Below are 12,967 nucleotides of genomic sequence, written 5' to 3' on the forward strand. Positions count from 1 at the left end.
GCCCGAACCCTGTCGTGAGACCACGCCTGAAGTGGGGACCTCTGTTCAGGCCTCCGTGCCGTCGCGAAAGCGGTGTCCGGCGGCCAGGGCCTGCTCGACGATGAGCCGCCCCGTGCGGCCGGTGGCGCCGATGACGGCGATGACGGCGATGGAGGCGATGGAGGTCATGAGGGTCGTACTCCTCAGTGCGCGGCGGGCTTGGTGGCGGGCTGGAACTTAAAGGAGATGGCTTCCATCAGCGCTTTGCGCTGGGTCTTCTGGACGGCGGCGATCCGCCAGCGGCCGCCGTGACGGACGAGCGTGTAGGTGGCGAGCTTACCGAGCTTCTTCGGCTTGCCCTTGTGGACGTCGCCGCGGGTGACGACGACGGCCGTGTCGGTGCCGTAGAAGCGGATGTCGACGATCTCGATGGCGAGTTGGCTGTCTTTGAGGAAGCTGTCGAACAGGGCCTGGTGGGCGCGGCCGATCTCGGGTCCGCCGTGGTAGACGGTGCCCACGTAGGTGACGTCGGTGGCGTCGTCGGTGAACAGCTCGCCGTAGGCGGCGCCGTCGCCACGGTTCCAGGCGTCCTGGCTCTGCTGGAGGAGGCTGCGGATCGCGGCGATGTCAGTCTCGGCGGTCTCGGCGTGGATCGCGGTGGTGTTCATGACGGCGGGTCCCTTCTTGGATGGGGTCACTTCTCGGCTTGGGGCTGGCTCTGGGGGGCGAACAGGAAGGAGATGCGTTCCATCACCGGCTGGCGCTGGGTGTTGTGGAAGGCGGCGATGCGCCATGCGCCGTCGTCCTGGCGGATCAGGGTGTAGGTCTGGGTCTTCGACAGCTCGCCGGGCTGCTTGGGTTCGCCGTCGTAGGTGTCACCGCGGCTGGTGACGATCGCGGTGCCGGGTCCGTAGAAGCGGATGCCGAGGTAGGAGTCGGCCAGCTTGGTGCCCTTGACGAAGCCTCCGAACAGTGCCCTGTGGGCTTCGGTGATGTCGCGGCGGCCCTGGTAGTGCGTACCGACGTAGGTCGTATAGGTGGCGTCGCCGGTGAACAGGGCGCCGTAGGCGTCGGCGTCACTGCGGCTCCAGGCGCCGGTCAGTTGCTCCAACACGCCGCAGACCTGCCGGTGGGCGTCTGCGGGCCCGGACGGCGTGACCGCGGTGCACTGGCTGGTTCCGGTGTTGTGGACCTCGGAGGTGCCGTTGAGCCAGGCGTATCCGCCCGCGGCGGCCAGCCCCAGCGTCAATCCGGTCACCGCCAGGGTCCGTTTGAGGCGGCGTCCGCGTGGCTTCGGTGTTTCCGGTCGGTACGCCACTGTGGTGGCACTCGTGTCGCCGATGCTCCGTGTGGTGGTGCTCATGGCGCGCCCTCTCATGATAGCTTCTTAAAAGAAGTTTCTTCTTTAAAGATTTCTCTTCGTTTAGGAAGAGATTAGGAGAGGGGGGATCTTGTGTCAACTCCACGGGCACAGTCGGATGCGAGCCAGGTCTACCGCCGCTACCTCAGCGCAGTGATGCTGCACGGCCACGCCGGCGCCAAGGCCTGTGGTCTCGGGGCGACCGACCTCTACGCGCTGAACATCTTGGAGCTTTCGGGTGCGATGACCCCGGGGGAACTGGGCGCGCGTACGGGTTTGACGACCGGGCCGACGACCCGGCTCATCGACCGGCTCGAGCAGGCCGGGTACGTACGCCGTGCCCCGGCGCCCAGCGATCGCCGCAAGGTGATCGTCGAACCGATCGGCAAACCCGCCGAACTCGACCGGGTCATGGCTCCCGCCCGGCAGAAGATCGGTGAACTCCTCGCCGGCTACCCACCCGAGCAACGCGACGTCCTGTTCGACTACTTCGCCCGCGCCGCCGACGCCTATCAGCAAGCCGCTGAACACTTGCGAACCGACGAACCAGCATGAGCAGCCGCGGCCCGGGGGGCCAAGACGGCGCCCGAGAAACATCCCTGGTCAGCCCGCAGGGCGCATTCGAAGGGTCGTCGCAACACAGGTGATCATTTTGCTAGTGGCAGCCAGCCTAGCGGGGTGGGTCACCTTCGGGCGTCCTTGCGGGTCGTAGCTGTGGCGGTGCTTGAGCGCCTGATGGAAGGTCGCGGCGACGATGTCATCGGCGAGGTGGCTGCCTAGCCGGCGGGCGGCGTAGCGGTGGATCGGCGGTGCATGCCGGCGGAAGAGATCGTCGAAAGCCGATACGCGGCAATAGCCCAAGCCATCATGGACACCCAGATCGAAGAGACGCCGTGACAAGCTGCGTCACTTTCCCCGAACTCACCTCGTTCGCGTCACCCAGCCCCTGAAAAGGCCATTTTTGAAGCGTGAACCGTTGTGGGGGTTCGATCCGATGATGGGGTGTGAGCGCCGTACCTGAGCAGAGCGACGCGGAGTTGCTGGCCGCAACCACGACCGGCGACCGCGCAGCGTTCGAGGCGCTGTACCAACGCCACGGGCCGTGGTTGGCGGTCCGGCTACGGTACCGGTGCCCGGACGCTGCCCTGGTGGACGACGCGGTGCAGGAGACATTCCTGGCGGTATGGCGCGGTTCGGCCCGGTACCGGGAGGGCGGTGACGTCGCCGGCTGGCTGTGGCAGATCGGCTTCCGGCGGCTGGTCGACGCGATCCGCGGGCAGCGCGCCCGGGACAGGCTGCTGCGGCTGCTGGCTGGTCACCGCTGGCGTACCGCGCCCTCGGCGGAGGAGGAGCTGCTGCTGGGCGTGGAGCATGGCGACCTGGCTGGGGCGCTGGCCCGCCTGTCCCCCGAGCTGCGCGCGGTTATGCAGGCCACGGTGCTGGACGGGCTGAGCACGCACGAGGCGGCGGCCCTGCTGGGTATCCCGGTGGGCACTGTCAAGACCCGGGCGATGCGGGCGCGGCGGCAACTGCGCGCGGACCTGACATGACGACCCTGGGAGGTGGGCGATGAGCGCCGATGACTGGCACGTCGCGGACGACGACTTGCGGGCATACGCCGACGGTGCGGCGCGGCCGCCGTGGCTGTGGTCGACCGAGGCGCACCTCGGGACCTGCCCGCGCTGCCGCCAACGGCTGGCGCGGCGCGTCGACCCGGCTGCGGTCCGCGCCGGCTGGGCGCGGCTGGACGCCGAGCTGGACGCCCCGCGGCCCGGCCCGGTCGAGGCGCTCCTGGTGCGGCTGGGCGTGGCGGCGCACACCGCACGGCTGCTGGCCTGCACGCCGGGGCTGCGCAGGTCGTGGCTCGCCGCGGTGGGCTTCACCCTCGCGGTCGCCGCGGGCGCCGCGCACCTAGGCCGGTCGATGACGGTGCCGATCCCGCTGCTTGCGATCGCCCCGCTGCTCCCGCTGATCGGCGTGGCGATCTCGTTCGGCCCACGCGTGGACCCCAGTTACGAGCTGGCCGTCGTCGCTCCGTTGCACACCTTCCGCCTGCTGTTGCTGCGCTGCGCGGCGGTGCTGTCCACGACCACGGCGCTGACCGGCGTGGCCAGCATCACGGTGCCGGCGTACGGCGCGGTGGTGCTCGGCTGGCTCGCCCCGTCGCTGGCGTTGACGTTGCTGAGCCTGGCCCTGATGCCCCGGTTCGGCCCGGTCACGGCGCCCCTCGCCGTGGGGCTCGGTTGGCTGGCGCTGCTGGGGGCCACCGTGCAACGCACCACCGGCGAGTCGGTCCTGTTCACTGCGCCCGGCCAGGCGGGGCTCGCGGCCGGTGCCGCCGCGGCGGCGATGGCCCTGTGGAAGGTCCGCGCCGCCTTCGATACCACCCACCACCTGGGTCGCGTCGCCGACCCGAGCGCGAGGAGGACGATGTGACGACGGTGCATGCCGAGGGACTGTCGCTGCGGTTCGGGCGCACGACAGCCCTGGAAGACGTGTCGTTCACGCTGCACGACGGGGTCACCGGGCTGCTCGGGCCGAACGGCGCGGGCAAGACCACGCTGCTGCGCATCCTGGCCACCGCGATCCCGGCGGACGCCGGGCAGTTGCGCATCCTCGGCGCGGACCCGCGTGGCGCCGCCGGGCGGCTGGCGGTCCGGCGTCGCCTCGGGTACCTGCCGCAGAACCCCGGCTTCCACCAGCACTTCACCGCGTTCGAGTTCGTCGACTACATCGCGATTCTCAAGGAGATCGTGGATGGCCGGCACGACGAAGTACGCCGGGTGCTGCACGCGGTCGGCCTGGACGACCAGCGCGGCAAGAAGATCAAAGCCTTGTCCGGGGGGATGCGCCAGCGCGTCGGGTTGGCCGCGGCGCTGCTCGACGACCCGGCGCTGGTGATCCTCGACGAGCCCACCGTCGGCCTGGATCCCGAGCAGCGGCTGCGGTTCCGCGAGCTCATCGCGCATATCGGCGAGGGTCGTACCGTGCTGCTGTCCACCCACCAGACCGAGGACGTGGCCACCGTATGCCAGCGCGTCATCGTCCTGAACCAGGGCCGGATCCGGTTCGAGGGCGAGCCGGTGGCGCTGGCCGGCATGGCGCGCGGCCGGGTGTGGACCAGCCCGGCCCGCGCGGATGGCGCGCTCGCCGCGTGGCGCACCGGCAACGGTGACTACCACAACATCGGCGACCCGCCGCCCGACGCGCGGCTGGTCGATCCGAGCATCGAGGACGGGTACCTGATGTTGATCGACGCCGCGAGCCTCGCGGGGCGTGCGGCATGACCGCGGTGCTGGCCGAAGCACCCGGCACCCCGGCGATCGACGCCACGGCGCCGCGCCGGGCCGTCCTGGCCCTGGCCCGGGTGGAGATGGTACGGATGCTGCGGCACCCGGTGACGGTCGCCGCGACCCTCTTGCTGGCCGGCAGTTGGGTGTCCGCCTGGTTCGCGATCGGGACCACCCGCTACCCCGTGCTGCAGGAACTCGACCGCGACAGCGCGATAGGCATGATGATTCTGCTCGGCGGCGCCGCGCTGATCGTCGGCAACCTTGCTGTACTGCGGACGCACCGCGACGGCACCACGGGCCTGAGCCAGGTACTCATCCTCCCGGACCGCGCGCGTACCCTCGCGCACCTGCTCGCCATGCTCCCACTGGCCGTGGTCGGCTCCGTCCTGATCCTCGCCCGCATGGCGGTCCTCGCGATCTGCGCCCCAGCCGCGGGCCACCCGAACCCGTACGAGCTCGCGATCGGGCCGGCCGCCGTCCTGCTGCTCGGCGCGCTCGGCGTATTGCTGGGCCGGCTCACCCGGTCGGCGGTCGTCGCACCCCTGGCGCTGCTCGTCCTGCTCGCCAGCTTCGTCGCGCTCGAGCCGCTCACCAACGGTGGCGGCAAGGCCATGTGGCTGGCACTGCAGGGCGGGCCGGCCCTCGAGATGCCCACGCCGGTATCCCTGATGGCCCGCCCGGCCGCGGCCCACCTCGGGTACCTCCTCGGCCTGGCCGGGCTGCTGGCCACCGCCGCCGTGCTGCGCGCCGGCGCCCGTGGCGTCCGGGTGGCCGTGGCCGGGGCGGTGGCGCTGGCCTGCACGGTGGCGGGCGGCACGGCACAGCTGTCCCCGCCGAGTCGCGCCGTCGCCGCGGCCCGGACCGCGGTCATGAACCACCCGTCCCAGCACGAGACCTGCCAGGAGCTCGGACACGTCACCTACTGCGCCCTCGCGGGATTCAGCCGCTGGATCCCCGCGTGGAACATGGTCGTGCAGGCTGTCGTGGCCGCGGTACCCGCCACGGCCCGGTCCACCCAGCTGACCGTCCGGCAACGCATCGTGGTCATGGCCTTCGACCCTGGGACCAGGCCGGAGCAGCTGCTTGCCGTGTGGCGGGCGGACGACGCCGCCGCCGGCACCCCCAGGGCGATCGGCATCGGCACCCAATGGGGTGACAGCCGCGCCGCCGCCGACCTCGCCGCGCAGGTCGCCTACCGGCTGGTCACCGGCGAGACCGGCGAGACCGGCGAGGCAGGCGAGGCAGGCGTCGAGGACCGCGACGGCGCCACCGCCTGTGGCGGCGCGGGCGTGCTCGTCGTATGGCTCGCCGGGCAGGCCAGCACCGGGCTGCGCCTGCTCGCCCAGGACGAGCGCGATGAACGAGGTGGCGTCTCGTTTTACGAGACGCAGCTGTTCCCCACCGTCTACGTACCGGCGCCCGAACTCGCTGTGGCGACGCAGGCGCTGGCCCGCCCGCGCGCCGACATCGCCGCCCGCGTCCAGCAGTCCTGGGCCACGCTGACCGCGCCCGGCACAACCGCCGCGCAGGCCGCGCAGATCCTCGGCGTGCCTGCCCCGGCCACGAGCACGGCCTGCTGATGAACACCAGGACCCTCTTCCCGCTGCTGCGGTCCACCGCGCACGCCATCACGTGGCGGCCGACGGTGGTCGGCGCGGCTCTGGGACTGGCCATCCTGCTGGTGCCCGAGGCGCTGAGCGCAAGGCTGACCGGTACCCACCTGACCGATCTGGCCCGCATCTCGGCGATCTGCGTCGCGCTCGGCGCGGCGTTCCTCCTCGACGACCCCGCCACCCGCAGCACCCCCACGATGCCGACTCCACGCCTGGCCCGCAACCTGGTCCGGGTCACCCTGGCCGTGCCGGTCGTCGCGCTGTGGTGGACGCTCACTCTCGGCCTCGCGAAGACGACCGGCCACCACGCGGCCGCCGCACACCTGCCCGTCGGCGCGTTGACGCTGGAGGCGGCGACCCTGCTGGCCGCCGCCCTCGCCCTAGCCGCCATCGCGCAGCGGCGCACCGCCGACGGGAACACGGGCGTCATCGCGGCGCCGGCCGTGCTGCTACTCGCAGCCGTCGCCTGGTTCCTGCCGCGCCCGGTGGCACTGATCCTCACGCCCACCGACCCGCACTGGACAGCGTCGCACTACCGCTGGACTGCCGTCCTGGCGACCGCGCTCGTAGCGTTCCTGTGGGCCGGCCACGAGCGGGAACGGCGGCGGGTTCCGCGCAGATGGCGGCTCACCGTCATCGCCGTTTTGGTGCTGATGGTGGGCGCGGGTACGGCGTTCGCCTTCCGCAGTGACAGTGAACAGCGCACCGCGGCGCCGTCGGGGGGCATCGACACCGGAACGCATGCGTGGAGACAGATCGTGCCGGGAGGCGACTGCCAGTGTGCCAACGGCGGCAGGTTCTCCTTTTGGGAACGGCAGGCCGATCCGACCAGGGTCGTGCTGTTCCTCAATGGTGGAGGCGTTTGCTGGGACGCCGAGATGTGCGCCTTCACCAGCACCGGCCAGCCGGGCGAGAACGACTTCTACGACTGGAACGACCAGGGCGGCGAGAGACCGTACGATCAGAAGTCCGGCTTCTTCGACCTGACCCAGGCCGACAACCCGTTCGCCGGATACTCGATCATCTACGTGAGTTCCTGCACCGGCGACGCGCACCTCGGCGACGTCGCCCAGAAGTACTCGCCGACGCTGACCGTCCAGCACCGCGGCTATGTCAACGGCACCGCGGCGCTCGACTACCTCGCCACGCACTATCCGAGCGCCGCCCAGGTTGTCATCATAGGCAAGACCGCGGGGTCGATCGCCGCTCCCCTCTACGGCGGCCTGGTCGCCGACCGGCTCCCGCACGCCAAGGTCACCGTGTTCGGTGCGCAGTCCGGCGCCTGGCCCGACAATCCCGACTTCAACGCCAAGGTCCTCGGCAAGGCGTGGGGTGCCTATGACGCCGTGCCCGCCTGGGCGGTCGACGGGCTCACCGTCCGCAACTGGGGCATCCCCCGGTTCTGGGTCCAAGCCGCCCATCATGCTCCTGAACTCGTCCTGTCCCGCTTCGACTACGCCTTCGACCCCGCCGCCGCGGTGGAGGTGACCGCATGGATGCCCGGGAACCCACCGAACCTCCTGGCCGTCATCGACGCCAACGAGACCGCGATCGAGACCGCCGGGGTGATCCTGCACAGCTATACGGCGCCCGGCGACGGCCACGGACTCTTCGAGTTCGACAGGTTCTACGACCTCAAGGTCCACGACGTCCGCTTGATCGACTGGCTCAAACAGCTCGTAACCGGCAAACCGCCCAGCGACGTCCGCTGCGACAAATGCAACCAGTGATGAGATGACGACAGAGGCCCCAAATCAGCCGAGCCACGATCCGGGCGGTCAGCGCCTGCTCGGCCTGGTGCGGCGCCGAGCGCATGATCCGGTCGATCCGCCCGGCCGCTGGCGGCTCGATCCGCTCCGTTCGGCAGCGCGCCAGCAGCTCGTCGCGGAAGCATCTGCGCCGGGTGGTATTCGATGGTGCGGCCCGACCACTCGTAAAGGCCAAGCTCGTCCGGTTCGACGCCGACCTGCCGGGCCACGAACTCCACCGCGTCGTCCGCCAGCTCGCCCCGGCCGCGGGGAACCGGCCGGCTCGCTGGACACGGCTACCGTGCTTTGGTGAACATCGGGATCAGTGGTCCAGCCCTCCCGGGGATTTCCTGCTCTGTCCGTCTGCATCCATGCGCGCGCAGGTACGGGGTCAGAACACGGCCTTGGACATTGCCGCATCGATAAAAAACGCCCATGGCATCGAAGACGATCATCGTTGGCTGAGGCATCACACCATCATGTCCCGACAGCCTCAAGACTCAGAATCGAACATGAGTACGATGGACTCATGTATCTGCCGCCGGAGTGGCCGCCCGAGGTCCGCCCGAGCGTTCCCGACTGGGAGACCTCGGCCGTGGCCTGGCTGCTCGACGCCGTGCCCGCCGACTACAGGGCTACGAAGTTCTTCCCCGGAAGATCGTGATGTTGCTCCAGCAGGTGCTGCAGGCCGGCCGCCATCGTGTTGTGTTCGCAGCCGGCCGTGCGAGTACTTTGTCTTCACGCGGGCGCGTTATTTAAAGGCCGCAACGTTGCGCTCCGCCCACTGGGCGAAGGTGTGAGGCGAGCGGCCGAGGAGCCGCTCGACGTCGGGGCTGACGCGCTGCTCGGCGGCGGAGGGTGTGCCGAGGGCGCCGAGGGTGGCCTCCACGACCGGCTCGGGCATGTATGCCAGCATCTGCTTCCGCGCCTCCTCGCGGCTTTGCTCAGCGAACTGCACCGACTCGCCCAGGGCGTCCCCGATCGCCGCGGCCTGCTGCTGGGGCGAGATCGGCAGCGGTCCGGTCAGCGTGTAGACGTTGCCCTCGTGGCCCGGTTCGCGCAGTGCGACGGCAGCGACCTCGGCAATGTCGGCCGGGTCGATGGCCGGCACCGCGACGGCGCCGAACGGCGCCCGGACCACCCGTTGCGCGCGGATCGAATCGGCCCATTGGAACGTGTTGGAGTCGAAGTTGCCCGGCCGCAGCATCGTCCATTCCAGACCCGACTGCTTGACCGCGTCTTCCAGATGCGAGGGGTGGCGTTGCGTGCCCACGCCATGGGAGGACAGCAACACGACCCGCCGGACGCCGACCGCCCGCACGACGTTCATGACGTCACCGAGATTGCCGTTCGCCATGAAGTCGGGGGAGGTCAACAAGAACAGCGCTTCGGCTCCTTGGAGGGCGGGCTTGAGGCTCGCAGGCTCAGCCAGGTCGGCCTGCTGGTGCCGCACCCCCACCGGCACGTCCAACTCTGAGATCCTTCGTGACACCGCCGTCACCTGCTCGCCGGCCGCGACAAGCGTCTGCATGAGCGGCTGCCCGACGTTGCCCGTGGCTCCAGTCACCACAATCATGTTCACTCCCGGTTGTCGATGCCCTTTGTGGACTCGATGGAAGCTACTAGTGCTGTGATAGTAGGTACCTAGACGAAAGTATTGGCAAGGAAGGCTTATTGTGACCAACGACACAGCTTGGGCGCCCCCTGCCGACGTCACCCCGGAGCAGGCGTGCCCGATCGCCCCGGTGGTCGACATCGTCTTCAGTCGCTGGACCACCCCCATCCTTTGGGTGCTCCATGAATTCGGGCGGCATCGATTCGTGGAGCTGGAACGCCGTATCACTACCATCACGCCTAAGGTGCTGACCGAAGGGCTGCGGCGACTGGAACGCGACGGGCTCGTCGTGCGCACCTACCACCCCGAGGTTCCGCCGCGGGTGGAGTATGAGATCAGCGAACTGGGACGACGGCTGGCGCCGCTGTTCGCAGCGCTCGCCGAGTGGTCGGTTAACCTAGGCGAGGTCGAGCAGGCCCGGCTGGACTACGACGCCAGGAAGCCAATCAGCAGCCGTCGAACCTGACCCGAAGGCCGCCGGAAACCTTGGCCAGAAAAGAATGTCCTAAGGGACTCCGAGAGAGTCTATCGAACGCTAGTACGATAGGTTCATGTATCTCCCGCCGGAGTGGCCGCCCGAGGTCCGCCAACCCAGCGTTCCCGACTGGGAGACCTCGGCCGTGGCTTGGCTGCTCGACGCCGTGCCCCCGGACTATAGGGCCTATGAAATTTTGAAACGCTACCCAACCGCCTTGGCCAGGATGGCTCTCCATCACGTTATTCCCCGGAAGATCGCTGTGTTGCCGCACCTGGCGTTGTGGCGATTGCAAACGTCGTGTTGCATGGAAGTCGACGTGCGGGCCTCAGCATAGGAACTGGGCGACGGCGTTCAGCCACTCTTGCGGCTGGTCGATATGCGCCATGTGGCCCGCTTCCTCGATCACCACGGCTCTGGCGGAGGGGATCAACTTCGCCGCATCCTCAATCAGGGCCGCAGGGAAAGTCATGTCGTGCCGTCCATGGAGCATGAGCAGGGGATGCCCTGCGGCGGCAAGTCTCCGAGCCGAATCCTCGGGACCGGCAGTGGGCAGGATGCCGGCCCGCAGGGGGCGCAGCCACTCGGCGGTGAAGTGGATGCGTGTCAGGCGATCGAGGTAATCGGCCAGTGCTTGTGGGCGCCAGACGTTTGCTCTGGCTGAGGCGACAGCGGCCGCGCGGGTCAACTCGGGTCCGGACAGGGACGAATCGGCCGTTCGCGAATGGCGGCGACCAACTCTGGCATCGTCCTGACGCTGTGGTGTGGGTCTCGTTCAGCAGAGGGTTCGGGGTGGGCGTCGGTGTCGTCGCTGCGGAAGAGAATCGTCCTCATCCCCAGTGAACGCGCGGGAGCGAGATTGACCGGCCGGTCGTCGACGAACACCGCCTCCTCCGGAGAGGCGCCCAACGCGCTGAGCGCCACCCCGTAGGCGGCCACGTCAGGCTTGCGGGCTTGCAGATCAGAGCTGATGAACCACTGCCGGATATACCCCTCCAGGCCGAAACGCCGGCGGACGAGTGCGGACCACACCACCGTGTCGTTGCTCAGGCAGGCGAGTTCCAGGCCATCGCCAGCCAGTTCCGCAAGAGCCTCCAGAGCACCTTCTGTGAGCTGGTGCCGCTGGCAGTAGTCCGCGTCACGGCCTTCCTCCGGCAGCCCGGCCGCCGCCCAGAACTGGTCGGTCGTGATGCGTCCGAGCGTGGCCGAACGGTAGGCGGCACGGATCTCCGGCTCGGTCCACCTGCATCCATGAGCACGTAGGTACGGGATCAGAACACGGCCTTGAACATCGCCGAACCGATACAAAACGCCCATCGCATCGAAGACGATCACCTTCAGTTGAGGCACCACACCATCATGGCCTGACAGCCTCATGCCCCATAATCGAACGTGAGTACGATGGACTCATGTATCTGCCGCCGGAGTGGCCGCCCGAGGTCCGTCCACCCAGCGTTCCCGACTGGGAGACGTCGGCAGTGGCCTGGCTGCTCGACGCGGTGCCCCCTGACTATAGGGCCCATGAAATTTTGAAACGCTACCCAATCGCCTTGGCCAGGATGGCTCTCCACCACGTGAACGCGGCGGTTGAAGCCGCTCGGGCGGGGTACCGGAGCGCCGCGGTGGATCTCAAAGGCCAGCTCCCTCCTCATGCTGTCGAGGCGGTGCTCGACGTCTATCGCGAGGAGGGGCCACGTCTGGTCCGCCTGACCCGCTCCATCGCCGTCGTCGAACAAGCCTTGCGGGGCGACATGTTCACCGCGACCATGCGCAACTTCCGATGAGGTAGCGACGCTGGGTGTCACTGGGACCCGCCCCCGACGCCGCCGATGATTCGAAACCACGCGGGCCAGCCAGCTGGTTGTGTTCGCCCTGGTCGGAGGGGGTGTGGGTGTCGTCCTTCACGTGGGTGTCCGGTTCACCTTCCGGAAGCATGAGAAGGAATCGTGAACCACGAGAAGCACGGGGTTCGTGTCGCTTGAACCGCCGGGTGGACGCCCTGGCCCCGGACGAACAGATGCTGACCGTTCCGGAGGCTGCGGAACGCTTCCACGTTCACGATCTCCGTCACGGCTTGGGCTGTGCGCCTGGAGTCAGAGGCCCCCGCCGGAGGCACGCCTAGCCCGAAAGTCGAAGAAGCGCAGGCCGTCGATCACGGTCCCGGACTTGATTTCCTGCAGCGTCCAAGGGTGGGCGGAGTAGTCGTCCACTGCAGCGCCGCCCTGTTGGAGGAGAAGCGTGACCAGTTGGTGAACCTCTGCGGTGCCGTCGATCCGCCCGGATATGTCGATCTGCACTGCCCAGGTGGGGCGGTGACCGAGGGCCGCTTCGAGAACCGTCACGTCGTCGGGATCCCAGTCGGAGAAGAGCCAGCCGGTCTGCTCGTCATCGATGTCGATGTTGAGGCCGGCCAGAGTCCACGGATCACGCTGCTGAGGCAGGTGTTGATCGAGTGTGGCGATGGTCTCGGCTCGCGCGCCTGAGGGGAACACGAACACGCTGCGCATGAGTGAATCGTAGGCGCTTGGGCTTGTCGGCAGCCACGGGAGATACTCGGACCCGCTTATCCTCGGGACCGCTGGTGGGCTGTGGGATGGGCATTGTGCGGCCAGCGATGACTACCGCCGAGATTGTCGACGACGCGCGGTGCGGCGAACCAAAAGACAACCCTGAAGGTCGATGACCCCCTACCTATCGCGAGGAATCTAACGGGTGCGGCGGGCGATGAAGGTGATCGTGCCGATGGCGATCAGCGCCGCCGCGAGCCAGATGAAGATGTCCCTGGCCGTTAACCCTGTCGCGCTCGCGGCCTGCGGCTGCGGACTGGGCTCCGTGGAGGTCTCGGCCTTGGCCGGGCTGGGGGTGGGGGTGCTCTGGGCGCGGG

17 protein-coding genes are annotated in these 12,967 nt (G+C 68.8%); 9 read left to right on the forward strand and 8 right to left on the reverse strand.

The window, feature by feature from the left end; translation table 11 throughout:
• Positions 1-45: 45 nt before the first annotated feature.
• The 3 genes from EJK15_RS76885 to EJK15_RS61725 are packed head-to-tail and all read right to left on the reverse strand — an operon-like array spanning position 46 to position 1,237.
• Complete coding sequence (locus EJK15_RS76885; protein WP_276615571.1) at positions 46-168, reverse strand: hypothetical protein; 123 nt, start codon at positions 166-168, stop codon at positions 46-48.
• A 14-nt stretch (positions 169-182) separates the two neighbouring features.
• Complete coding sequence (locus EJK15_RS61720; protein ID WP_138719646.1) at positions 183-647, reverse strand: SgcJ/EcaC family oxidoreductase; 465 nt, start codon at positions 645-647, stop codon at positions 183-185.
• A 26-nt stretch (positions 648-673) separates the two neighbouring features.
• Positions 674-1,237 (reverse strand): SgcJ/EcaC family oxidoreductase, encoded by a 564-nt coding sequence (locus EJK15_RS61725; protein ID WP_240777961.1) that lies wholly within the window; start codon positions 1,235-1,237, stop codon positions 674-676.
• A gap of 195 nt (positions 1,238-1,432) precedes the next feature.
• On the opposite strand from EJK15_RS61725, the gene EJK15_RS61730 reads away from it, so the two are divergent.
• Positions 1,433-1,894, forward strand: coding sequence for a MarR family winged helix-turn-helix transcriptional regulator (locus tag EJK15_RS61730; RefSeq protein ID WP_240777962.1), 462 nt, complete (start codon positions 1,433-1,435; stop codon positions 1,892-1,894).
• Between the two features lie 48 nt (positions 1,895-1,942).
• Here the strand turns inward: EJK15_RS61730 and EJK15_RS61735 are convergent, their stop codons facing one another.
• The gene (locus tag EJK15_RS61735) at positions 1,943-2,239 is read right to left on the reverse strand and encodes an RNA polymerase sigma factor (protein WP_138719648.1); all 297 of its coding nucleotides are present in this window, start codon (positions 2,237-2,239) and stop codon (positions 1,943-1,945) included.
• Positions 2,240-2,343: 104 nt separating this feature from the next.
• Between EJK15_RS61735 and EJK15_RS61740 the strand changes: the two genes are divergently transcribed.
• From EJK15_RS61740 to EJK15_RS76890, 6 genes are all read left to right on the forward strand, one after another.
• Positions 2,344-2,889 (forward strand): RNA polymerase sigma factor, encoded by a 546-nt coding sequence (locus tag EJK15_RS61740; RefSeq protein WP_138719649.1) that lies wholly within the window; start codon positions 2,344-2,346, stop codon positions 2,887-2,889.
• Between the two features lie 19 nt (positions 2,890-2,908).
• Positions 2,909-3,775 (forward strand): anti-sigma factor family protein, encoded by an 867-nt coding sequence (locus EJK15_RS61745; RefSeq protein ID WP_138719650.1) that lies wholly within the window; start codon positions 2,909-2,911, stop codon positions 3,773-3,775.
• Positions 3,772-4,626, forward strand: coding sequence for an ABC transporter ATP-binding protein (locus tag EJK15_RS61750; protein ID WP_138719651.1), 855 nt, complete (start codon positions 3,772-3,774; stop codon positions 4,624-4,626). The genes EJK15_RS61745 and EJK15_RS61750 overlap by 4 nt, the downstream gene beginning before the upstream one ends.
• Entirely contained in the window at positions 4,623-6,212 is a 1,590-nt protein-coding gene (locus tag EJK15_RS61755) for a hypothetical protein (RefSeq protein WP_138719652.1), read from the forward strand. The genes EJK15_RS61750 and EJK15_RS61755 overlap by 4 nt, the downstream gene beginning before the upstream one ends.
• Entirely contained in the window at positions 6,212-7,975 is a 1,764-nt protein-coding gene (locus tag EJK15_RS73755) for a pectin acetylesterase-family hydrolase (protein ID WP_206061996.1), read from the forward strand. Before EJK15_RS61755 ends, EJK15_RS73755 begins: the two co-directional genes overlap by 1 nt.
• A gap of 547 nt (positions 7,976-8,522) precedes the next feature.
• On the forward strand, positions 8,523-8,657 hold the full coding sequence (locus EJK15_RS76890; protein ID WP_276615572.1) for a hypothetical protein: 135 nt from the start codon (positions 8,523-8,525) through the stop codon (positions 8,655-8,657).
• Between the two features lie 87 nt (positions 8,658-8,744).
• On the opposite strand, the gene EJK15_RS61765 is transcribed toward EJK15_RS76890, so the two are convergent.
• Positions 8,745-9,569, reverse strand: a complete 825-nt coding sequence (locus EJK15_RS61765) for an NAD(P)H-binding protein (protein ID WP_138719653.1) — start codon at positions 9,567-9,569, stop codon at positions 8,745-8,747.
• 100 nt (positions 9,570-9,669) lie between these two features.
• Between EJK15_RS61765 and EJK15_RS61770 the strand changes: the two genes are divergently transcribed.
• Positions 9,670-10,074: a winged helix-turn-helix transcriptional regulator gene (locus tag EJK15_RS61770; RefSeq protein WP_138719654.1), complete on the forward strand. Its 405-nt coding sequence runs from the start codon at positions 9,670-9,672 to the stop codon at positions 10,072-10,074.
• A 337-nt stretch (positions 10,075-10,411) separates the two neighbouring features.
• On the opposite strand, the gene EJK15_RS61780 is transcribed toward EJK15_RS61770, so the two are convergent.
• Complete coding sequence (locus EJK15_RS61780; protein ID WP_240777963.1) at positions 10,412-10,771, reverse strand: alpha/beta fold hydrolase; 360 nt, start codon at positions 10,769-10,771, stop codon at positions 10,412-10,414.
• Positions 10,768-11,433 carry an HAD family hydrolase gene (locus EJK15_RS61785; RefSeq protein ID WP_171075268.1) on the reverse strand — a complete coding sequence of 222 codons (666 nt, stop codon included), beginning with the start codon at positions 11,431-11,433 and terminating at the stop codon, positions 10,768-10,770. Before EJK15_RS61785 ends, EJK15_RS61780 begins: the two co-directional genes overlap by 4 nt.
• A gap of 59 nt (positions 11,434-11,492) precedes the next feature.
• On the opposite strand from EJK15_RS61785, the gene EJK15_RS61790 reads away from it, so the two are divergent.
• Complete coding sequence (locus tag EJK15_RS61790; protein WP_138719658.1) at positions 11,493-11,867, forward strand: hypothetical protein; 375 nt, start codon at positions 11,493-11,495, stop codon at positions 11,865-11,867.
• A 309-nt stretch (positions 11,868-12,176) separates the two neighbouring features.
• On the opposite strand, the gene EJK15_RS61795 is transcribed toward EJK15_RS61790, so the two are convergent.
• A complete protein-coding gene (locus EJK15_RS61795; protein ID WP_138719659.1) occupies positions 12,177-12,590 on the reverse strand; it encodes a hypothetical protein in 414 nt (137 codons plus the stop codon).
• Between the last annotated feature and the right edge of the window lie 377 nt (positions 12,591-12,967).

Origin of the sequence: Nonomuraea basaltis (assembly GCF_005893125.1) — a bacterium.
In the GTDB taxonomy this organism is placed as follows: domain Bacteria; phylum Actinomycetota; class Actinomycetes; order Streptosporangiales; family Streptosporangiaceae; genus Nonomuraea; species Nonomuraea basaltis.

Coding starts and splice junctions, on each gene's coding strand:
- EJK15_RS76885 (WP_276615571.1), bottom strand. CDS start 168: ATGACCTCCATCGCCTCCATCGCCGTCATCGCCGTCATCGGCGCCACC.
- EJK15_RS61720 (WP_138719646.1), bottom strand. CDS start 647: ATGAACACCACCGCGATCCACGCCGAGACCGCCGAGACTGACATCGCC.
- EJK15_RS61745 (WP_138719650.1), top strand. CDS start 2,909: ATGAGCGCCGATGACTGGCACGTCGCGGACGACGACTTGCGGGCATAC.
- EJK15_RS61755 (WP_138719652.1), top strand. CDS start 4,623: ATGACCGCGGTGCTGGCCGAAGCACCCGGCACCCCGGCGATCGACGCC.
- EJK15_RS73755 (WP_206061996.1), top strand. CDS start 6,212: ATGAACACCAGGACCCTCTTCCCGCTGCTGCGGTCCACCGCGCACGCC.
- EJK15_RS76890 (WP_276615572.1), top strand. CDS start 8,523: ATGTATCTGCCGCCGGAGTGGCCGCCCGAGGTCCGCCCGAGCGTTCCC.
- EJK15_RS61765 (WP_138719653.1), bottom strand. CDS start 9,569: ATGATTGTGGTGACTGGAGCCACGGGCAACGTCGGGCAGCCGCTCATG.
- EJK15_RS61790 (WP_138719658.1), top strand. CDS start 11,493: ATGTATCTGCCGCCGGAGTGGCCGCCCGAGGTCCGTCCACCCAGCGTT.
- EJK15_RS61795 (WP_138719659.1), bottom strand. CDS start 12,590: ATGCGCAGCGTGTTCGTGTTCCCCTCAGGCGCGCGAGCCGAGACCATC.